This is a genomic window from Streptococcus sp. oral taxon 431 (assembly GCF_001553685.1).
Lineage (GTDB): Bacteria > Bacillota > Bacilli > Lactobacillales > Streptococcaceae > Streptococcus.
In genome coordinates this window covers 741942-762433 of the sequence record NZ_CP014264.1, presented here as the reverse complement: position 1 = coordinate 762433, position 20492 = coordinate 741942, and the positions used below count along the sequence as shown (strand labels likewise).

Here is a 20492-nt window from a genome sequence, read left to right as displayed (position 1 = left end):
TGACTATCTCAACCAATTTAGCCATTTGTTCGTTTAACTGAATAGACTTCTGGTACACTCTTGATCTTATCAACTATCGTAGTCAACGTTGAAAGATTTGAAATTCCAAAAGATACATGGATATTAGCAAATTTCATATCCTTGGTTGGCTGGGCGTTAACCGTTGAGATATTCTTAGTTGTATTGGATAGGACTTGCAAGATATCATTCAAAAGACCAGAACGGTTGAGTCCATAGATGTCGATATGAGCCATATATTCCTTGCTTGAGAATTGGTCTTCCCACTCAACATCGAGTAGACGTTGCTCGTAGTTTTCCTGTGAACGAAGGTTCATACAGTCTACACGGTGGATGGCAACTCCGCGTCCTTTGGTAATATAGCCGACGATATCATCACCTGGAACAGGGTTACAACATTTGGCAATCCGGATCAAGAGCCCAGAAGCACCTTGGATGACTACTCCACCCTCATGCTTAACCTTAAGCGTGTCCTTGTTCTCCACCTTGACTTCGCCACCCTTGACCAATTCTTCAGCTTCTGCCTTAGCTTTGGCCCGCTCTTCTTCACGACGTTCTTTCTCTGTCAAACGGTTAAAGACAGTAATAGCTCCGATTTCTCCAAAACCAATCGCAGCAAATAGCGCTTCTTCTGTCTTGTAGCTGGTTTTTTGAAGGACTTCATCCATGTGGCGTTTGTCCATAAATTTATTGGCCACATAGCCATTTTCTTGGAGCTGACTAATCAGCAATTCACGACCTTTATTGATGGACAATTCTTTGTCTTGGTTTTTAAAGAACTGACGAATTTTGTTACGAGCCTTGCTGGTCTTAACCATGTTGAGCCAGTCACGGCTTGGTCCAAATGAATTTGGATTGGTGATGATTTCAACCTGGTCACCCGTTTTTAACTTGGTCGTCAATGGAACCATACGGCCATTAACCTTGGCACCGGTCGCTTTTTCCCCAATCTTTGTATGAATTTCATAGGCAAAGTCAATCGGACCTGAATCTTTTGGAAGTGAACGAACCGCCCCATCTGGAGTAAAGACATAAATCTCCTCAGCCAGATAGTTTTCCTTGACAGTATCCACAAATTCCTTGGCATCATCTGCTTGATCTTGGAGCTCCATCATCTCCTTGATCCAGTTCATTCCAATAGCAGATTCCTTGCTATTAACCTGACCCTTGATTCCTTTTTTATAAGCCCAGTGAGCCGCAACCCCGTACTCAGCAACCTCGTGCATCTCCTTAGTACGAATCTGGAACTCAATCGGCCCTTTTGGTCCATAAACAGTCGTATGGATAGACTGGTAACCATTGGCCTTACGATTGGCAATATAGTCCTTGAAACGTCCCGGCATTGGCTTCCAAAGCTCATGAACGTAACCTAACATCGCATAGACATCACTCTGAGTGTCTAGGATACAGCGAATGGCAATCAGGTCGTAGATCTCTTCAAAACGTTTTTTCTTATCCTGCATCTTACGATAGATAGAGTAGATATGCTTTGGACGACCGTAGATTTTTCCTGTAAGATGGCGCTCAGATGAGTATTCCTCGAGTTTCGTCACAACTTCATCGACCAAGGCTTCGCGTTCTTGACGTTTTTCCTTCATCATGTGACTAATCTTGTAAAATTCAGTTGGATTGAGGTAACGGAAAGAGAGATCTTCCAGTTCCCACTTCACACTTGAAATCCCCAGACGGTGAGCTAGTGGTGCATAGATTTCCATGGTTTCTCTGGAAATACGTTCCTGCTTGTCCTTACGAAGGTGCTTTAGAGTTCGCATATTGTGCAGACGGTCAGAAAGTTTGACCAAGATAACACGGATATCCTCTGACATAGCCATGAGCATCTTGCGATGATTTTCAGCCAGCTGCTCCTCGATAGACTTATACTCAACCTTGCCAAGCTTGGTAACACCATCTACAATCACTCGAACATCGTGACCAAATTCGCGTTCTAAGTCATCTAAAGTAGCATCTGTGTCTTCTACCACGTCATGCAAAAAACCACAGGCAACAGTGACAGCATCTAGCTTGAGTTTAGCTAAGATTCCTGCTACCTGAATAGGGTGGATAATGTAAGGCTCACCTGATTTACGATATTGGCCACTATGGCATTCTACAGCGTAAACCAAGGCCTTGTGTACAAAAGCCACATCTTCTTTCGATAAATATTTTTGCGTTAAAGCGACGACTTCATCGCCTGAATAAATTACTTCTTTTGGCATGCATACTCTCCAATTCTTCCTACCATTTTAACACTTTTTTGAGGATATGAAAACTAGAAAAGCCTCTTCTGTAAGAGTTTGCTAAACTTGATAAAAAAACACTACTAGAAAAACTCTAGTAGTGCTCATTGATTAAAATCTATCTTAGTAAACTGTTCTTTCAGTTTCTACGTCGAAGAAGTGTGCTTTGTTCAAGTCAAATCCAAGTTCAACTGTTGCACCTGCTTGCAAGTAGTCACGAGCGTCAACTTTTGCAACGAACTCATCTTTACCAACTTGGCAGTATAGGTGAGATTCTGAACCGAGCAATTCTGATACAGAGATTGTTGCTTTCACAACTGATTCTGGGAATGTTTCAAGGAAAGCAGGTTCTGCATTTACGTCTTCTGGACGGATACCGAAGATCAATTCTTTTCCTTCGTAGCCTTTTTCACGAAGAACTTTCAAAGCACCTTCTGGAACTTTCAAAGTAAATCCGTCAGCAACAATGCGGTCACCGTTCAATTTAACATTGATGAAGTTCATAGCTGGGCTTCCGATAAATCCTGCTACGAATTTGTTCACTGGGTTTTTGTAAACTTCTTGAGGAGTACCGATTTGTTCAACACGTCCGATAGTACCTGTACCAGCAGGGTTTTTAGTTGCTGACATGATAACGATACGGTCTGCAAGTGTCATCGCTTCTGTTTGGTCGTGAGTTACGTAGATAGTTGTAGCTCCAATACGACGGTGGATTTTAGCGATTTCAGCACGCATTGATACACGAAGTTTAGCATCCAAGTTTGACAAAGGTTCGTCCATCAAGAATACTTTGGCATCACGGACGATTGCACGACCCATGGCAACACGTTGACGTTGACCACCTGAAAGGTCAGCTGGTTTACGATCCAAGAATTCTTTCAAACCAAGAATTTCAGCTGCTTCTTGTACACGTTTGTCAATGTCTTCTTTGCTGTATTTACGCAATTTCAAACCAAAAGCCATGTTATCGTATACAGTCATGTGTGGGTAAAGAGCGTAGTTTTGGAATACCATGGCGATGTCACGGTCTTTTGGAGCTACGTCATTGACAACCACGCCATCGATAGATGCAGTACCTTCTGTGATGTCTTCAAGACCTGCAATCATACGAAGAGTAGTTGATTTACCACATCCTGAAGGTCCTACGAAAACGATGAACTCTTTGTCTTTAATGTTCAAGTTGAAATCTTCAACTGAATAGTGTTCGCTATTTGGATATTTTTTGTAAATATTTTTAAGATTTAATTCTACCATTTCGGTGAACTCCTTTTGTCATTTGATAGTTTTATTATAGATGAAAACGCTTTACATTTCTATGGCAAGGTGACCAAAAAAATAAAAAAGTTCTGTGCAACTTGCACAAAACTTTAAATAATATCTGGTAAAATCAACTGATAGCACAAGGTCAAGTCAGTCAATTCTTTCAACTGAAGCCCTGTCAATTCTTCCCATTTATCAATCTTGTATTGGAGAGAATTGCGGTGCAAATAGAGTTGCTGAGCTGTCTTCGTAAGGACAGCACTATTTTCCCACAGTGAAAGGATGATTTCCTGAATCTGATCCTGGTCCACAATCATCTGATGCAGATATTCCTTGACAACTCGGAGATCCACGATTCTTTCACCCATACTCCACAGATAGAGTTGAGAAAAAGTATGGAATCCTTGATGTCCTTGTCGCCACCAGTTTTTGAACAAATCCCGTTCTGCTTTGATGAGATCTGACAGAGCCTGATTTCCTGTTTGAGACCAGACCTGACCTAACATGATGGATAAACGTACTCCAAAGTCATATTCTACAGCTTCCAAGGTATCTGTCAGGATTGAGCGAACGGATGTGTACTTATCCTGTTGGAGAACAAAAATGTAATCCTGCGCTCCAACCTGAAGAACTGTTTGACAATTTGGAAAGAGGGTTCCCATCATCTCTAACCAAGACGTTAAATTCTCCTGTTGAAAATAAGATAGGTGACAATAGACAAGCTGCAATTTTTTAAAGTTTTGCGGTGCCTGTCCTTTGCCTTCAATGAGATAACTATACCAGGGATTGAGGGAAATGGTTTGCTCCTGTTTGGTTAAGAGAGCCACCAGTTGTTTTTCACGCTCGCTAAGACTAGCTTCCTCAAGCAAAAGCCACTGATAATTTGACAGAGGTAGACTTAGATAACCCTCTTTATCAACTGGCTGATCTAAGATTTTACCATCAGGAAACCAATCCAGTAGTTCTTTTGCAATCATTTCTAGCCCTCCACTTTTTGGATGCACCAAGAAATCAAGGTTTCGAGGCGCTCCACATTTTCAGTCATATGAAGATAGCCCATGACCGCTTCAAAACCCGTGGACATACGGTAGGTTACCACATCCGCATTCTTAGCCTTAGTATGGCTGTTTGTGTTGCGCCCCCGTTTATAGATTTCTTCTTCTTTTTCCGTTAGGATTTCTTCTTCCAGCATGAGGGAAATCAAATATGCCTGAGCCTTGGCCGACACATACTTGGTTGCCTCTTGGTGAAGTTTATTGGGCTTGGTCATGCCTTTGAGAATGAGATGGCGACGAATATACATGGAATACACCGCATCCCCTTCAAAGGCTAGCGCAATCCCGTTAATGAGATTGACATCAATCACGTGTCCACCTCACTCCATCCTTGGTGTCAAGTAGCTTAATCCCTTGTGCAGCTAGTTGGTCACGGATTTGGTCAGCTGTCGCAAAGTCTTTATTAGCACGCGCTTCTTGGCGTTTTTGGATCAAGGCTTCAATCTCTTCATCCAAAACTTCTTCGACAAAGACTACTCCAAAGACTTCTAACATGGCCGCAAGAGCTTCCTTAACGGTTGCATCATAGTTGCCTGAGTTGATCCATTTGGCCATTTCAAAGACAACTGTGATACCATTGGCAGAGTTGAAATCCTCATCCATGGCCGCTACAAACTTATCTTTAAATGCCTGTAACTCCTGAGCATCTACTGTTCCAGTAAATGGTTGTTCATAGGTGTTCTTCAAATACTTGAGATTTGTCTCCGCATCACGCACTGCTTTTTCCGTAAAATTGATAGGCTTACGGTAGTGCTGAGTCGCAAAGAAGAATCTCAATACTTGACCGTCGATAGTTTTGAGAGCATCGTGTACCGTAATGAAGTTTCCCAAAGACTTAGACATCTTGACATTGTCAATATTGACAAAACCATTGTGCATCCAGTAGTTGGCAAAGGTCTTGCCTGTTTTAGCTTCAGACTGGGCAATTTCGTTGGTATGGTGAGGAAACTCAAGGTCAGCTCCACCACCGTGAATATCGATGGTATCACCCAAAATCTCCGTTGACATGACCGAACATTCGATATGCCAGCCTGGACGTCCAGGTCCCCAAGGACTGTTCCAAGAAATCTCACCTGGTTTAGCAGCTTTCCAAAGAGCAAAGTCTACAGGGTTTTCCTTGCGAGCCGTTTCTTCATCGGTACGGCCTGAAGCACCTAGTTCCAAGTCTTCTAGTGTTTTATTAGCTAACTTAGCATAGTTATGAGATTTTCCCACACGGAAATAGACATCTCCTTGACTCTCATAAGCATAGCCCTTTTCAATCAAATCAACAACAAAACGAATAATATCATCCATAAACTCGACTACACGAGGATGACGAGTTGCAGGCTTCACGCCTAAAGCCGTCACGTCCTCACGAAAGGCAGCAATGTACTTGTCCGCTACTTCTTGAGGTGTGATGCCTTCTTCCTTGGCTCGGTTGATAATCTTGTCATCTACATCGGTAAAGTTGGAAATGTAGGCAACCTCATAACCACGGTACTCAAAGTAGCGACGAATGGTATCGAAGGCTACTGTCGAGCGGGCATTCCCCACGTGGATATAATTATATACCGTTGGCCCACAGACATACATGAGAACCTCTCCCTTTGTAATCGGGACAAATTCTCGTAAATCACGAGACATGGTGTCATAGATTTTAATCATAAAATAATAGTCAGGAAAGCTAAAATTCATAAACAGATATTTTCATAACTAACTGTTCAACGAAATTTTAGTCCGATTGCCTGTCACAAATCGGATTTCCTTGCTCCTTTCTAAACATAAAAGAAGAATGAAGTAAAAAGATGAAGGGAGTCACTACGGAAGTTTTATTTCTATGTTTTCCGTTAGGCTCCCTTCCTTTCTTGTTTCGAATTTATCGTAAAGACTAGTCTAAACTAACTCTTGAGCAATGACTAGGGCAATCTCAAAGAAAGTCATAGCATCCGCTTTTCTATCCTCGCGTCTAGCATCCCATTCATGATTGTGATGGTCGACATAGTCAGCTGTGTAGAAAAATTGATAGACATTGGCTTGGCGATATTGGGCCCAGGCCATGATAGCTGAAGCTTCCATATCTACAACTCTAGCTCCTGCTGCTAGTCTTCGTTTGACTTTAGCAGCTGTCTCACGATAGAAGGCATCTGTGGTCCAAGACTTTGTTCGAATATGCTCAATACCAGCTTTATCCAAGGCTTTTTCCATAGTTAAGAGTAGAGATCGCTCATAAGCTATTTCATCACTTGCTGGAGCATAGTGATAACTAGTACCTTCATCACGTAAAGCCGAGCTTGGTAGGATAATCTTATCTGCTTGAATAGTCTGGTCCAGAACTCCGCAAGATCCCAAAACAATAAAGTTCTTAAATCCTCTTGCTTTGAGTTCTTCTAAGAGTCCAACAACCATTGGAGCACCAATCGTAGCCATAGCAACTGCTACCTTACTCCCATCTTTTTCATAGATATACCATGGCAGTTTGCCATTTAGATTGGTAAGATAGCCACCTTCGTAGATACCATCTATCTGCTTTACTCGTTCAAGGATTTCTCCATTAAAAGACAAGATAATGGTATCACAGATTTCTCCACCACTAAGAAGGCTTCGATCAGTTGGCTCGATAACAGCAGGTACATTTTCAAATTCTTCTAATAGCATTTATTACTCTTTCGCATTCAGATAAACCACCTGGGTCTGTTTAACAAAGCCAATCTTTTCATACAAACGTTTGGCACCTACATTGCTATCTTCCACGGCAATCTGAAACTCCTTATCATTTTGCTCAATCAGTTGGTTGACGAGGGATTTGGCCAAATAGCTTCCATAGCCTTTTCCACGATTGACTTCAGCAATCGCAAGTCCATAAAGGTAATTGCATTTTCCAGACACATCGACCGTACAAACGCCAATCACTTGACCTTCTTTGAGTAATATGTAAAGCAGACTATCAGGATCCTTCAAGGCCTCCGAAATATATCTGTGGCTCACTTCCGGTGCTTCCACTTCATCTGAAAAGGTTTGGTGGTGGAGCTGGGCAATGGCTTCAAGATAAGAAGGTTCTTCCAAGAGCACATCGACATCCGAACGGGAATCTAATGCATAAGCAGTTCGATCACGTCCTAACCAGGTTTCTGTCTCTTCATCCTCAATTAGTCCCCAGTTGCTGACAAAATCAGGATGACGGTCTAGAAAAATACGTTCTGTCTGAAAAGTAACTGAACGAATAGAAAAAGCAGCCGTTTCTTTCTCAAAACTCGTAAACAAAGCACGCGCAATTCCTTGACGGCGATGATTGGGGTGGACCAGTATCGCTACTTCCACATCTTGGTCATCTGCGTAGACGGTTAATAGGCCAACAAGTTCACCTTTTTCGTAATAAAGAAAAAAGGCGGGCATGTTGGGGTCAAAATTGAGCATATTGGAGAGATAAGGCTCCCGAAAAGTTCCGTCATAGGCTTGGCAACAGTTAATTAGTTTTTTCGCCTCAGATAGCCCCTCTTGGCTTAACTTGTTTCTTGCTTGAATCATATAGGTATCCTCTATAAACCTGACGATCTATGACTGGCATCTCTCGCCTGCTCAAGTTTATTGACGTAGTATTCCCGTTTTACTTCAACTTCGTGAATGGTTGGTTCATCCTTTTGTCCATGCACTCGGACAATCTTGGCTGGAATTCCGACAACCGTCACATCACTAGGAACATCTGCTACGACAACCGCTGCAGCACCGACTTTGGCATTTTCACCGATTTCTACAGGTCCAATGACTTGAGCATGAGCAGAGATGAGAGCTCCTTTACGAACGGTCGGATGGCGTTTGCCAACATCCTTCCCTGTCCCGCCAAGAGTTACCCCGTGGTAGAGAAGAACCCCTTTTTCAACGATAGCCGTCTCCCCAATTACAAGACCTGAACCATGGTCGATAAAGACACCTGATTCAATCTGAGCTCCAGGGTGAATCTCTATCTGCGTCCAAAAACGCCAAAACTGGCTGTGCATACGAGCTAAAAGCTTAAAGCCATGTTTCCAGAGAAAATGAGAGAGACGGTGAGCAGCCAAGGCTTTGACACCAGGATAGGTCAATAAAACCTCTAAAGTGGTGCGAGCCGCTGGATCATTTTCTTTTACGATATCAATGGTTTCACGCCACCATCCCATACATTTCTCCTTTTCTTATTCTGAGTCTTTTGGTGTTTCTGTAGTTTCTTTCTTAGGTTTGTGGTCCTTGTGGTGGTGACGAGGACGATCTCCATGACGAGGACCTTTGTCCCCTTTTTCTTCTGAACGTTCAGGTTTTGGCGGACGTGGCAAGAGTGCCTTCATAGAAGCATCTACACGACCTTTTTCATCGATCTTAATAACCTTCACATCTACAAAATCACCAATTTGAACTAAATCTTCTACATTGTTAGTACGAGTCCAAGCCATTTCAGAGATGTGTACGAGGGCATCTGTCTTATCAAAGAGGTTGACAAAGGCACCAAATTTCTCGATACGAACAACTTTGGCATGGTAGACTTCGTCCACTTTAGCTTCACGAACCAATCCAGCAATGATCTCTTTGGCACGGTTAATGGCAGCTTGGTCGCTAGAGTAGATAGACACGTTACCTTCTTCGTCGATATCAATCTTAACGCCTGTTTCAGCGATAATCTTATCGATGGTTTCTCCACCTTTACCGATGACAATCTTAATCTTGTCCACATCGATCTTGATGGTATCAATTTTCGGAGCAGTTGGAGCCAATTCTGGACGAACTTCTGGAATGGTTGCTTCGATGACGTCAAGGATTTCAAAACGAGCTTTCTTGGCTTGAGCAAGAGCTTCTGTCAAGATTTCTGCAGTAATCCCTTGGATCTTGATATCCATTTGAAGGGCTGTAATCCCATCACGAGTACCTGCAACCTTGAAGTCCATGTCTCCAAAGTGGTCTTCCAAACCTTGGATATCTGTCAATACTGTATAGTTGTTTCCATCTGAGATAAGACCCATAGCAATACCAGCTACTGGCGCCTTGATTGGCACACCACCAGCCATAAGAGCAAGTGTTCCCGCACAAATAGAGGCTTGAGAAGAAGAACCGTTTGATTCCAATACTTCTGCTACTAGACGAATCGCATATGGGAATTCTTCCAAGCTTGGCAATACTTGAGCAAGGGCACGCTCACCGAGAGCACCGTGACCAATTTCACGACGACCAGGTGCACCGTAACGACCAGTTTCCCCTACAGAGTATTGTGGGAAGTTATAGTGGTGCATAAAGCGTTTCTTGTACTCTGGATCCAAACCATCGATGATTTGAGTTTCACCCATTGGCGCCAAAGTCAAGATAGAAAGAGCTTGCGTTTGTCCACGAGTGAAGAGACCAGAACCGTGTACGCGAGGAAGGAAATCAACAACCGCATCCAAAGGACGGATTTCATCGACCTTACGACCATCAGGACGCACCTTGTCTTCTGTGATCAAACGGCGCACTTCTGCGTGTTCCATTTGTTCCAAGATTTCAGCTACATCACGCATGATACGGTCAAATTCTTCGTGGTCTGCATATTTTTCTTCATACACAGCAGTCACTTGGTCCTTAACTGCTTGAGTTGCAGCTTCACGCGCCAATTTTTCTTCAACTTGAACAGCTTTTTGAAGGTCACTGTTATAGGCTGCGATGATTTCAGCTTGCAATGCAGCATCTACATGAAGCAATTCTACTTCTGCTTTTTCTTTTCCAACAGCAGCAACGATTTCTTCTTGGAAAGCAATCAATTCTTTAACTGCTTCGTGCCCTTTAAGAAGAGCTTCCAACATGATCTCTTCTGACAATTCTTTGGCACCAGACTCTACCATGTTGATAGCGTGCTTGGTACCAGCTACTGTCAATTCAAGAAGAGAGCGTTCTGCTTGTTCTTGCGTTGGGTTGATGACGATTTCCCCATCGACATAACCTACTTGTACTCCAGCGATTGGACCATCAAATGGAATATCTGAGATAGACAAGGCCAAAGATGAACCAAACATAGCCGCCATTGGTGCAGATGCATTTTCATCGTAAGAAAGAACAGTATTGATGACTTGCACTTCATTACGGAAACCTTCCGCAAACATAGGACGGATTGGACGGTCAATCAAACGCGCTGTCAAAGTCGCATCTGTTGAAGGACGTCCTTCACGTTTCATAAAGCCACCAGGAAATTTCCCAGCTGCATACATTTTTTCTTCGTAGTTTACTTGAAGCGGGAAGAAATCCCCAGTTGCCATTTTCTTAGACATAACGGCAGCAGTCAAGACAGTTGACTCACCGTAACGCACGACAACAGAGCCATTTGCTTGCTTAGCAACCTGACCAGTCTCTACGATCAACTCACGACCAGCAAAAGTCGTTTGAAACACATGTTTTGTCATTTTAATCCCCTTTGGATTGATAAAATTATACGCCTTGCCTACAAAGATCAAGATATTTTGGACGGTTCGGCTTGCCGAACATTTCTGTAGAAAAATAGGAAGGTGACTCCGCACTCGATGAGTGCTAGGAAGCTTATCTTTTTTCCTAAGAAATGAGGCCAAAATTCAATTACTCAAGATACTAAGCCGTTAAGCAACTCAAAGGAAAATAGGAAATCGAACGACGGAGCGAATGCTCCTAGGTAGATTTATCTTTTTCCATAGAGTTGTAGGCGAGTTCAATTACACAAGATACCAAGGACGTCAAAAGCAAAGTAAAAATAGGAAACTGACGAAGTCTTCGATGAAGACAAGACAGTTTATCTTTTTTACACAGCTTTTCGGCCGGGTTCAATTACTCAAGATACAAATCATTAGAAAGGTTTGATACTAAAGCATCTAAACCTTTCACTCTAATCGCTATCAGGCGATTAGCTAAATGCTTTACTAACTCTCTCGTCAAATAATATCGATTTGACTCGCTCGTGTTGCTCTTTCCTACCGTTAGTCATCAGAAAGATTTGATGCTAAGCCTTGCAGTTTAAATGCATTGTATTATTTTAATACCCTCATCTTTGTATCAAGTACGTACAGAGTCTATTTTATCATATTTTTCTTAAAAAGTGCGGTCTTTTCTATTAAAAAGGAACCATTCCTCCATGAAAAGAAGAATGGTTTGCTTTTTATTATCCTAAAGATTGGTGATTAAACAAAGCATGAGTTGCTTGATGAATGTACTGAGCAGTATCTGCATTGTTCATGGTGTAGAGATGCACTCCTGCTACGTCTTGCGTTACCAAGTCCACGATTTGATCCACGGCATAGGCAAGTCCTGCTGCTCTGAGTGACTCAGGGTCATTCTCATACTTGTCTAAGATAGCTTTAAACTTACGTGGGAGATGGATATTCTCACAAGTCTTCAAGAGACGAAGCGCTTGGTTACGATTCAGGATTGGCATAATACCTGCATGAATCGGTACATCAATACCAGCCAAGGTACACTTGTCTTGAAAATCATAGAAACGCTCATTGTCAAAGAAGAGTTGCGTTACTAGACTAGAGCATCCTGCATCCACTTTTTTCTTAAGATTTTGGATATCTGAGATTTGGTTTTGCGAATCAGGATGCCCCTCAGGATAACAAGCGCCAATAATTTCAAAGTGTGGCGCCTGCTCCTTGATGAATTCAATCAGATCTGTCGCATAACGGAAGTCCTTTTGTGGTTCAACATCTGGAATGAGATCGCCACGAAGAGCCAAGATTTTCTGTACCCCAACCTTATCCAAATCTGCAATGGTCTCAGCCACCTTATCCTTAGTCAGATAGATAGCTGGCAAGTGAGCAATGGTCGGAATCTCCAAGTCATTTTGGATATAGTCTGCCAAACGAACCGTCGTCTCTTTGATATTAAATTTATTATTGCTGGCAGTCACACTGATAAAGTGTGGGGCCAAGTCCTGCATATCTTTCAGGGCTGCAATAATTTTGTCATTGCCTACTGCTGGGTTTGGAGGGAAAACTTCAAAGGAGAGGGACGGTGTTTGACGTGACATATGTATAAACCTTTTCTAGTTGATTTCTTACTGATTAACCATGTATGGAGAACTGTCTTTTCTTACAATTTCTCACGCGCAGCTTTGGCAGCTTCTACAAGGCGGATCAAGCTTTCTTTCGTTTCTGGAATACCACGTGTTTTCAAACCACAGTCAGGGTTGATCCAAACTTTTCTGCTTGGCACTTTAGCAAGGATTGCTTCGATTGTGTGGTCGATTTCGCCTTCGTTAGGCACACGAGGTGAGTGGATATCGTAAACCCCAGGTCCAACTTCTGTTTGGAAGTTTTTCGCTTTGAGTTCGTCCAAGATTTCAAGGTTTGAACGGCTTGCTTCAAATGAGATAACGTCGGCATCCAAGTTGTCGATAGCTGGGATGATATCTGTAAATTCTGAGTAACACATGTGAGTGTGGATTTGTGTGTCTGGTGCTACTGTTGAGTGTACCAAGCGGAAGGCTGGAATAGCCCAGTCAAGGTAGTCTTCGTACCAGTCGCTACGACGGAGTGGCAATTTCTCACGAAGAGCAGCCTCGTCGATTTGGATGATTTTCACGCCTGCAGCTTCAAGGTCAAGAACTTCATCCTTGATTGCAAGAGCGATTTGAAGAGTAGAATCCTTGATAGAGATGTCTTCACGTGGGAATGACCAGTTAAGGATAGTAACAGGTCCAGTCAACATACCTTTAACAGGTTTGTCAGTACGGCTTTGTGCGTAGCTAGACCATTTCACAGTGATTGGGTTGAGACGAGTGACATCACCCCAGATGATTGGTGGTTTAACCCCACGCATACCGTATGATTGTACCCAACCGTTTTTAGAGAAGAGGTAACCTGACAAGTTTTGACCGAAGTACTCAACCATGTCGTTACGCTCGAATTCACCGTGTACAAGCACGTCAAACCCAACTTCTTCTTGCCATTTAATCCATTCGTCGATGGTTTCAGCAAGGAAGGCATCGTATTCTTCTTGTGATAATTCACCCTTACGGAAGGCCAAACGTTTAGCACGAACTTCTTTTGTTTGAGGGAATGAACCGATGGTTGTTGTTGGAAGAGCTGGAAGTTTGAAGGCTTCTTCTTGGATAGCTTCACGTTCAGCAAAGGCTGGCAAACGAGTGTAGTCTGCGTCAGTCAATCCTGCAATACGAGCACGAAGTTCCGCATTTTCACCAACACGTTCAGTCGCAAAGAGTTCTTTGTTAGCTGCAAGTGCTTCTGCACCTTGACCGTTGCGGATAGCATCCAAGTCACGGATCTCATCCAATTTTTCAACTGCAAATGCAAAGTGGTTCAAGATTGCTGGTTCAAATTCTTCATTAGCAGTTGTAAATGGCACATGAAGAAGTGAGCATGAGCTAGTCAATACGATATTTTCAGCTGGGATTTGCTCAAGAACAGCCAAGCTCTTTTCGTAGTTGTTGCGCCAGATGTTCTTACCATTGACAATACCTGCATAGAGAGTCTTGTCAGCTGGGAAGCCACCTTTAACGAGTTCAAGAGTTTTCTTACCTTCAACGAAGTCAAGACCGATGGCATCTACTGGCAATTTCACAAGGTCAGCGTAAACGTCACGAACGTCTCCGAAGTAAGTTTGAAGCAAGACTTCAAGACCTTTTTTATCAGCCAAAAGCTTGTTGTAGAGGTTCAAGAAGAGCGCTTTTTCTTCAGCAGTCAAGTCTTTTACAAGAGCAGCTTCGTCCAATTGGATACGAGTTGCACCTAGTTCAGCCAATTTGGCAAAAACGTCTTGATAGGCAGCTACTAAGCTATCTACGAAATCTTCTGCTTTTACGCCTTCTTCAAAGTCTGACAATTGAAGGAAAGTGAATGGTCCTACAAGGACTGGACGAGTATTAAGACCAAGTTCTTTGGCTTCTTGGAACTCATCAAAGATCTTATGACCTGCCAATTTTACTTGAGTGTCTTTTTCAAATTTAGGAACGATATAGTGGTAGTTAGTATTGAACCATTTTTTCATCGGAAGGGCACGAACATCCCCTTTTTCTCCTTGGTAACCACGTCCCAAAGCAAAGTAGCGTTCAAGATCAGATAATTCTAAGTTTTGTACTGATGCAGGAACTACGTTGAAAAGGAAGGCAGCATCAAGGAAGTTGTCATAGTGAGAAAAGTCATTTGATGGGATTTCAGTGATGCCTTTTTCTTTGACGATGTTCCAGTGTTTTGCACGCAATTCTTTAGCCGCAGCCAAAAGTTCTTCTTCTGAGATTTCTTTTCTAAAGTATTTTTCAGTTGTAAATTTTAATTCGCGGAATTCACCCAAACGAGGGAAACCGATAATTGTAGTTGACATGTTTTGTCCTCCAAAAATTGTTGTTGAAACTATCTTAACAGAAAAGAAAGCGTCTGTATAATTGTAAAAAATTAGGCTTTGATATAGTTTGAAACTATATCGCTATTTCGAGCACAAAAAAAGATTTAGAGAAAATTCCCCAAATCCTTTGATAGATGAAGATTGACAAACTTTCAAGGTTGCTAGATTCATCGAAAAATAATAGTGAACTGACAGCTAACTATGGCTTGTTATTAGAAAAGACTATAGCTCTATCCCCTTCTCTCGGAGATTAGCCAGACACTCCTGATAGTAGGCAGAGTTATGTTCGCTATAGATAGGACTTTTCAGCTTTTCCTCTGCTAAGTCTTGATAAGGAGGGCAGGTCTTGCCACGGTAGTTCTTGTCTAGCCACTCTGGACTGACATTGTAGCCACGGTCAGCCATCTCCTCCATGATCAAACGATGATAGGCATAGAGACGATAAGGCGAGTGGGTAAAGACATAGTCAACCGTCGCATGCTTTCTGCCCCAGCCATTGCCACGCAGGGCGCAACACTCTCGATGTTGCCCCAAGAGCTGAGGACGTGGAAGTTGTGAAATCAAAGCCTCATGCCATAGTCTCATGGAAGTCTCCTTTCAACAAGGTCGAATGTTGCAAGTAGGTATTTGGATAGCGTTCAAGCAAATCTCTGGTCTCAGCAATCAAGTCTTCCTTTGAAGCTTGACCAAAGCGATAGCGATCCAGCAAGAGCATATAGTCTTTGCGCTCATCAGGACTGGCTTCCTTTTTAAAATAGCCCCAAATATGCTGAAAGGCATTGCAAACCTGACCCCTATGTTCTGGAAGCTGGCAGGCACGATCAATCATCTCTTGAACCTGACTCAGTTCCACCACTTCTTGCTTGAGATACTGACGAATATCCTTGTAAATATTACTGGAATGACTCAAAACAAGGTATTTATTTTCTGCCCAGAGTTGCTGACAAAGGGCACGTTGGTTGTTATTTTCCATATTTCTCCTTACTTTCTACTAGTTCCCAGGAAATACGGAAACAAAGTTATATTTATAAAATGAGCGAATTAATTACCCCATCACCCTTTAAAGTTTTTCAAAAACTCTTTGAGTTCAGCATCAGTTTCTGGTGTGGTTCCGTGGAGTTGATTCAGCATTTCAAGTAGAGAAGCGGTTTGGCTTTCGATAGCTTCATTTGTCTCGTTAATCTTGCTGACGATTTCCGTCAGTGGCTCTACTTCTTCTTCCTCAAAGGTATCCACGTAGCGAGGGATATTGAGGTTATAGTCATTTTCGACGATTTCTTCATAGCTTGCTAGGTGGGCAAACTTATCAATCTCCTCACGTGACTTGTAGGCTTCCAGAATCTTCTCGATATGGGCATCCGTCATGATATTCTGGTTTTTCCCTTTATCAAACTCCTTAGAAGCATCGATAAAGTAAACATCACGATTGGTACGGTTCTTTTTGAGAATGATGACCGTAGTGGGAATGCTAGTATTAAAGAAGATATTGGCTGGTAGACCGATAACCGTGTCAATGGCACCTTCTTCTAACAAGTCCTTACGAATGGTCCCCTCTGCATTGCCACGGAAAAGAACACCGTGGGGAAGGACGATAGCCATAACTCCATTATCTTGCTTGAGATGGTAGTAACCATGCAAGAGAAAGGCAAAGTCAGCCTTGGACTTGGGCGCCAATTTCCCAAAAGGAGAGAAACGAGGGTCATTCAAGAAGCCAGAGCTTGCTGACCACTTGGCAGAGTAGGGAGGGTTCATGAGAACACCGTCAAAGTTGGTCGGCTCTTGAGTCGGCCAGTCTTCATCCAGTGTATCCGCATTGTGTAGAAATTGATTCTCAACTGGAACACCGTGTAGGATCATGTTCATCCGAGCTAGGTTATAAGTCGAGGTATTGAGCTCCTGACCAAAGTAGACAACCGTCTGCGATTTGTGAGAGTATTTCTTGGCATTGAGCAATAGAGAGCCAGACCCCATAGTCGCATCATAGATGGTAAAGCCTTCCTGATCTTCACGACCTAAAAAGGCAATCTGAGTCATGAGCTTGGCAACAGGTTGAGGCGTATAGAACTCACCAGCTTTCTTACCCGAGTCAGTCGCAAACTGACCAATCAAATACTCATAGGCATCCCCCAGCATATCGCCCGCATGACCAGCCACATCTAGCACAGCCAACTCTTTCATCACTGCTGCTACCGTTTGGTTTTGCTTTTGCGGAGTTGCCCCTAGCTTTTTAGAGTAGAGGTCGATATCTTCAAAGAGATTTTCATAGAGGTCGTCACTCTGCTCGATATCACGAAAACCTTGAGCCAAGTCTTCCAGCTGGAAAGTTCCCTCATTGACACGTGCTACCAGAGCCGTAAAGGTCAAGTCTGGCTTAATGATATAGTTGAGCTCATCATTCATGACAGAGATCAGATCCTCATGGGTATCTGCATCCTCGTAGTAGTTGCGATAGACCTCAAGAGCATCCTCAAGACTATCTGTCCCCTCTTCCATAGTCTCAGCCACGAAAAAGAGCATCTTATCTGACAGATACTTATAAAAGACCATGCCCAAAAGATAGGACTTGTAGTCATTGGCATCCATCTTAGAGCGGAGAACATCCGCTGAGTTCCACAGGGCTTGGTAGAGCGACTGGGAAGTTTGTGTTGTTTCCATAATGTTTCTTTCTAAGTTTTGCAATTATTTTTTTAAACAAGCAATCATTTATAACAAATCACTTCATTTTCAATCGTTCGAATCAAATCTAAAGGAATAGAAGAGACTGGAAGTTGATAAACAATATTTTTTCGAGGGTTATAAAATCCAAGATTTTCGATAGAAAGGAAGTCAGGGTCAAAAGAATGTAAGCCCATGATATAGTATACAAGGACTTGTAGCGTATGGTCTTTATTAGGAGCTGTTTTAGTCACCTTAAAATCCCATAATGTATCCTTGGTCAGAAAATCTCCATCACCCTTGTCAATCGTATCTGTATAACCTCCAAGAAAATGAAAGCCATCTTTTACCAAAGGACCATAAAGATCGAAGAAACAAAGACTTCGCTCCACCATGATACAAATATTCTCTATCGTTTCTGCATCTACTGAAATTTCCTCAAAAGGCTTATAATACTGCTTCCCTGCACGAAAAACGACATCAAAGGACGCTAAACGACAAGCACTTTCTATCGATAAATCGTCCAATCCTGTCACCAAATCGAGCAGTGCTTCTGCTAGGTCTCCCATGCCCACCATCTGAGCTCCCAAGAGAGATATTCTGAAAGCATCACTGGCTTCTGCCCCTTTCATAAAACGGGTCAAGTAGTCCACACAAATCCCCACTAAACTAGGAGATACAGACTCTACAGGATTCAAAACTCTGTGATCTTCGAACTGCTCTACTGAAAATAACTTGATGGGCAGATAACCACCTCGAGGTTGGTTAATTTCTTTTATACGTTGTGTTACAGATACCATGGCAACTCCTTCTTGTATACAAATATACGAGCATCGATAAATCTTAATCGGTATTCTTTTAATTTAGCAAACAATTACCTTAGTTTTGGATTTCTTTTTCTCTTTCTTAAGCTTGCTTCAAGTTTATTAGCATTTTTCTTGTTTTCTAACAATTCATTATAAGCCGTCTTTTTAATAATCGTCTTGATTAGTTTATCAAGTTCTGTATTCTCTGAATAGTCAGCTGGAACAAAATAATCAATACGTTTATCCTGAGTCATTTTATGAACTTTCCTTCTGTCATTGGTTTTTGGATTGAATACACCGATAGAGTAGCCACCTCTTGTTTTGACTAGCTTCATACACGGAATATCTGTATCACTATCCCCTAAATAAACCATATTTCTAAAAGGAACTCGTAAATCACTTTCAGCAACAAAATCGTTCACTGCATCGTCATTGACATCTAAAATACCTTTGGTAATTCTAAAAAGAAATTGAGTCTTATTGGTGTAGTTAACAACTTGAGCAGGCCAGACTGCGACACCCTTTTCATCACAATAAAAAGAAGTTGCATAAATTTTCTTAAAAGCACCATTTTTAGCTATTGAAGTCCCCTCTATCATTTCTTTCAAACCAGATGAAATGATGTAATGCTCTACAATAACTCCGTTTTCTTCACCATATTTTCGAATACGCTCAAACCAGTCTTCGACTCCTGGGAATAGTTCTACCTCTGAACCAAACTTAGCTAACTCTGTCTTTGTAAATAGGACTGTCCCTTCAGACTCTGTTTTCATCGTAAACATATAGGCAAGATTCTTGTCCATATTATTAGCCTTGGCAAAACCATTGGATTTCTTCCAAAATTCACTGATTTCATACCCAAGCTTCTGTATAAATCCTTGGGCTTGCATATCATCAGGAGACAGCGTTTTATCAAAATCATAGCAGATAGCTACTACAGGTTTTTCTTCTTTCTTTAGCGTTTCTGATTTTACTTTTGACATTTTACTGCACTCCTTTTATATAAACATATCCTGCAAAAGTTTCTTCTTAAGTGTTTCTAGCTGAGAAATTTTTTCTTGGTGAGAGTTAATGAGATTATCAAGGTTTGAGAAATAGGATCCGATGGCTTGTTGTTCTTTGAGAGTTGGAATTTGAATAATTGCTTCTTTGATATCATTCGAACTAATTGATTCAAACGTTGAACCTGTACTAAATCTATTCCAGAAACCCGTCATTTTCATTTTTTCTAAAGTATAAAAAATAAAGTCATTACCTTTTATTGCTGCAACTCCACGCCCAATAACTACATTGTAATCCGTTTTACCAATATCACCAACAGGAGCTCTCACAGTTAGAATTATATCGCCAATTTCCGCCGTTTTAGTAACTTCCGTGGTCCATAATCTAGGAACGACCTGCTTATCTTTAATATCTGCATTCCCTTGGACTAGAATATAATCATTCGGATTATCTGTATAGTTTTCTGACTTGGGAGATTGTCCCATTGTAATATTTGTAACTTCAGAAAGTATTTTATTTTCCCACTCACCTTCAAATTCATCCAAACGAATCTCAGGTACTGTCTGTCCAGCTTTAGGAAACATCTTGGAGAGCATGGTTGCCTTGAGAGATTGGTAGTTAGCAAGATTGTCCTTGTAGCTAGCCAGAAGGTCGTCGAGGGTGCGGAAGAGGGAGCCGATAGCGGATTGTTCGGCTTGGCCAGGTAAACAAATTTCAGCTGATTTTATATCACTGGAATTAATACTCTCAAAAGTTGAACCTGTAGAAAATTTTGACCAATAGTTAGTTTGTTTCATTCTTGACAACAAATAAAACAGGAAATCATTTCCTCTTATTGCGGCTACACCACGACCTAGAACTACAGGATAATCCGTCGTACCAATATCTCCAACAGGTGCTCGAACACTTAAAATCAAGTCACCCTTTTCGGCTAACTTTGTAATCTGGGTTGTCCAGACTCTTGGCACAACTCTACCATTCTGCATATCTGCATTACCCTGCACTAAGATATAATCCTCTGGATTATCAGTATAGTTTTTACTATCTGGTGATTGTCCCATTGTTACTTTTGACACAAGGTCTAATTTTTTAGAAAACCACTCATTATCAAATTTATTAAATCTGATATATGGTATGAATAACACTGCCATTCTATCAAC

Annotated in this window: 16 protein-coding genes and 1 pseudogene; all 17 read right to left on the bottom strand. The window is 41.9% G+C overall.

The window, feature by feature from the left end; all coding sequences use genetic code 11:
* Positions 1-17 precede the first annotated feature (17 nt).
* Positions 18-2234 carry a RelA/SpoT family protein gene (locus tag AXE83_RS03630; protein WP_060955479.1) on the bottom strand — a complete coding sequence of 739 codons (2217 nt, stop codon included), beginning with the start codon at positions 2232-2234 and terminating at the stop codon, positions 18-20.
* 144 nt (positions 2235-2378) lie between these two features.
* Complete coding sequence (locus AXE83_RS03625; RefSeq protein ID WP_049504000.1) at positions 2379-3509, bottom strand: ABC transporter ATP-binding protein; 1131 nt, start codon at positions 3507-3509, stop codon at positions 2379-2381.
* 113 nt (positions 3510-3622) lie between these two features.
* Positions 3623-4492, bottom strand: coding sequence for a helix-turn-helix domain-containing protein (locus tag AXE83_RS03620; protein ID WP_060955478.1), 870 nt, complete (start codon positions 4490-4492; stop codon positions 3623-3625).
* A gap of 2 nt (positions 4493-4494) precedes the next feature.
* Complete coding sequence (locus AXE83_RS03615) at positions 4495-4881, bottom strand: Mini-ribonuclease 3 (RefSeq protein WP_060955477.1); 387 nt, start codon at positions 4879-4881, stop codon at positions 4495-4497.
* Positions 4874-6217 (bottom strand): cysteine--tRNA ligase, encoded by a 1344-nt coding sequence (cysS, locus tag AXE83_RS03610; RefSeq protein ID WP_060956361.1) that lies wholly within the window; start codon positions 6215-6217, stop codon positions 4874-4876. The genes AXE83_RS03615 and cysS overlap by 8 nt, the downstream gene beginning before the upstream one ends.
* 228 nt (positions 6218-6445) lie before the next feature.
* Positions 6446-7207 (bottom strand): nucleoside phosphorylase, encoded by a 762-nt coding sequence (locus AXE83_RS03605; RefSeq protein ID WP_060955476.1) that lies wholly within the window; start codon positions 7205-7207, stop codon positions 6446-6448.
* 3 nt (positions 7208-7210) lie between these two features.
* Positions 7211-8077: a GNAT family N-acetyltransferase gene (locus AXE83_RS03600; protein WP_060955475.1), complete on the bottom strand. Its 867-nt coding sequence runs from the start codon at positions 8075-8077 to the stop codon at positions 7211-7213.
* 11 nt (positions 8078-8088) lie between these two features.
* Positions 8089-8706, bottom strand: coding sequence for a serine O-acetyltransferase (gene cysE, locus AXE83_RS03595; protein WP_060955474.1), 618 nt, complete (start codon positions 8704-8706; stop codon positions 8089-8091).
* Positions 8707-8721: 15 nt separating this feature from the next.
* Positions 8722-10944, bottom strand: a complete 2223-nt coding sequence (gene pnp, locus AXE83_RS03590; protein ID WP_060955473.1) for a polyribonucleotide nucleotidyltransferase — start codon at positions 10942-10944, stop codon at positions 8722-8724.
* A 725-nt stretch (positions 10945-11669) separates the two neighbouring features.
* Positions 11670-12536, bottom strand: a complete 867-nt coding sequence (gene metF / locus AXE83_RS03585) for a methylenetetrahydrofolate reductase [NAD(P)H] (protein WP_060955472.1) — start codon at positions 12534-12536, stop codon at positions 11670-11672.
* A 62-nt stretch (positions 12537-12598) separates the two neighbouring features.
* The gene (metE, locus tag AXE83_RS03580) at positions 12599-14848 is read right to left on the bottom strand and encodes a 5-methyltetrahydropteroyltriglutamate--homocysteine S-methyltransferase (protein WP_060955471.1); all 2250 of its coding nucleotides are present in this window, start codon (positions 14846-14848) and stop codon (positions 12599-12601) included.
* Positions 14849-15091: 243 nt separating this feature from the next.
* A complete protein-coding gene (locus AXE83_RS03575) occupies positions 15092-15454 on the bottom strand; it encodes a TIGR02328 family protein (RefSeq protein WP_060955470.1) in 363 nt (120 codons plus the stop codon).
* On the bottom strand, positions 15438-15842 hold the full coding sequence (locus AXE83_RS03570; protein WP_060955469.1) for a YbgA family protein: 405 nt from the start codon (positions 15840-15842) through the stop codon (positions 15438-15440). Before AXE83_RS03570 ends, AXE83_RS03575 begins: the two co-directional genes overlap by 17 nt.
* 80 nt (positions 15843-15922) lie before the next feature.
* Positions 15923-17524 carry a type I restriction-modification system subunit M gene (locus AXE83_RS03565; protein WP_060955468.1) on the bottom strand — a complete coding sequence of 534 codons (1602 nt, stop codon included), beginning with the start codon at positions 17522-17524 and terminating at the stop codon, positions 15923-15925.
* A 44-nt stretch (positions 17525-17568) separates the two neighbouring features.
* Positions 17569-18324, bottom strand: a complete 756-nt coding sequence (locus AXE83_RS03560) for a hypothetical protein (RefSeq protein ID WP_060955467.1) — start codon at positions 18322-18324, stop codon at positions 17569-17571.
* Positions 18325-18437: 113 nt separating this feature from the next.
* Positions 18438-19313 (bottom strand): annotated as a pseudogene (locus AXE83_RS03555) (HAD family hydrolase); the annotation flags it as partial.
* Between the two features lie 15 nt (positions 19314-19328).
* Positions 19329-20483, bottom strand: coding sequence for a restriction endonuclease subunit S (locus tag AXE83_RS10480; protein ID WP_083500980.1), 1155 nt, complete (start codon positions 20481-20483; stop codon positions 19329-19331).
* Between the last annotated feature and the right edge of the window lie 9 nt (positions 20484-20492).

Excerpts from the sequence above, each read along its gene's own strand:
- AXE83_RS03630 (WP_060955479.1), bottom strand. The coding sequence starts at position 2,234 with ATGCCAAAAGAAGTAATTTATTCAGGCGATGAAGTCGTCGCTTTAACG.
- AXE83_RS03625 (WP_049504000.1), bottom strand. The coding sequence starts at position 3,509 with ATGGTAGAATTAAATCTTAAAAATATTTACAAAAAATATCCAAATAGC.
- AXE83_RS03620 (WP_060955478.1), bottom strand. The coding sequence starts at position 4,492 with ATGATTGCAAAAGAACTACTGGATTGGTTTCCTGATGGTAAAATCTTA.
- cysS (WP_060956361.1), bottom strand. The coding sequence starts at position 6,217 with ATGATTAAAATCTATGACACCATGTCTCGTGATTTACGAGAATTTGTC.
- AXE83_RS03605 (WP_060955476.1), bottom strand. The coding sequence starts at position 7,207 with ATGCTATTAGAAGAATTTGAAAATGTACCTGCTGTTATCGAGCCAACT.
- AXE83_RS03600 (WP_060955475.1), bottom strand. The coding sequence starts at position 8,077 with ATGATTCAAGCAAGAAACAAGTTAAGCCAAGAGGGGCTATCTGAGGCG.
- cysE (WP_060955474.1), bottom strand. The coding sequence starts at position 8,706 with ATGGGATGGTGGCGTGAAACCATTGATATCGTAAAAGAAAATGATCCA.
- pnp (WP_060955473.1), bottom strand. The coding sequence starts at position 10,944 with ATGACAAAACATGTGTTTCAAACGACTTTTGCTGGTCGTGAGTTGATC.
- metF (WP_060955472.1), bottom strand. The coding sequence starts at position 12,536 with ATGTCACGTCAAACACCGTCCCTCTCCTTTGAAGTTTTCCCTCCAAAC.
- metE (WP_060955471.1), bottom strand. The coding sequence starts at position 14,848 with ATGTCAACTACAATTATCGGTTTCCCTCGTTTGGGTGAATTCCGCGAA.
- AXE83_RS03575 (WP_060955470.1), bottom strand. The coding sequence starts at position 15,454 with ATGAGACTATGGCATGAGGCTTTGATTTCACAACTTCCACGTCCTCAG.
- AXE83_RS03570 (WP_060955469.1), bottom strand. The coding sequence starts at position 15,842 with ATGGAAAATAACAACCAACGTGCCCTTTGTCAGCAACTCTGGGCAGAA.
- AXE83_RS03565 (WP_060955468.1), bottom strand. The coding sequence starts at position 17,524 with ATGGAAACAACACAAACTTCCCAGTCGCTCTACCAAGCCCTGTGGAAC.
- AXE83_RS03560 (WP_060955467.1), bottom strand. The coding sequence starts at position 18,324 with ATGGTATCTGTAACACAACGTATAAAAGAAATTAACCAACCTCGAGGT.
- AXE83_RS10480 (WP_083500980.1), bottom strand. The coding sequence starts at position 20,483 with ATGGCAGTGTTATTCATACCATATATCAGATTTAATAAATTTGATAAT.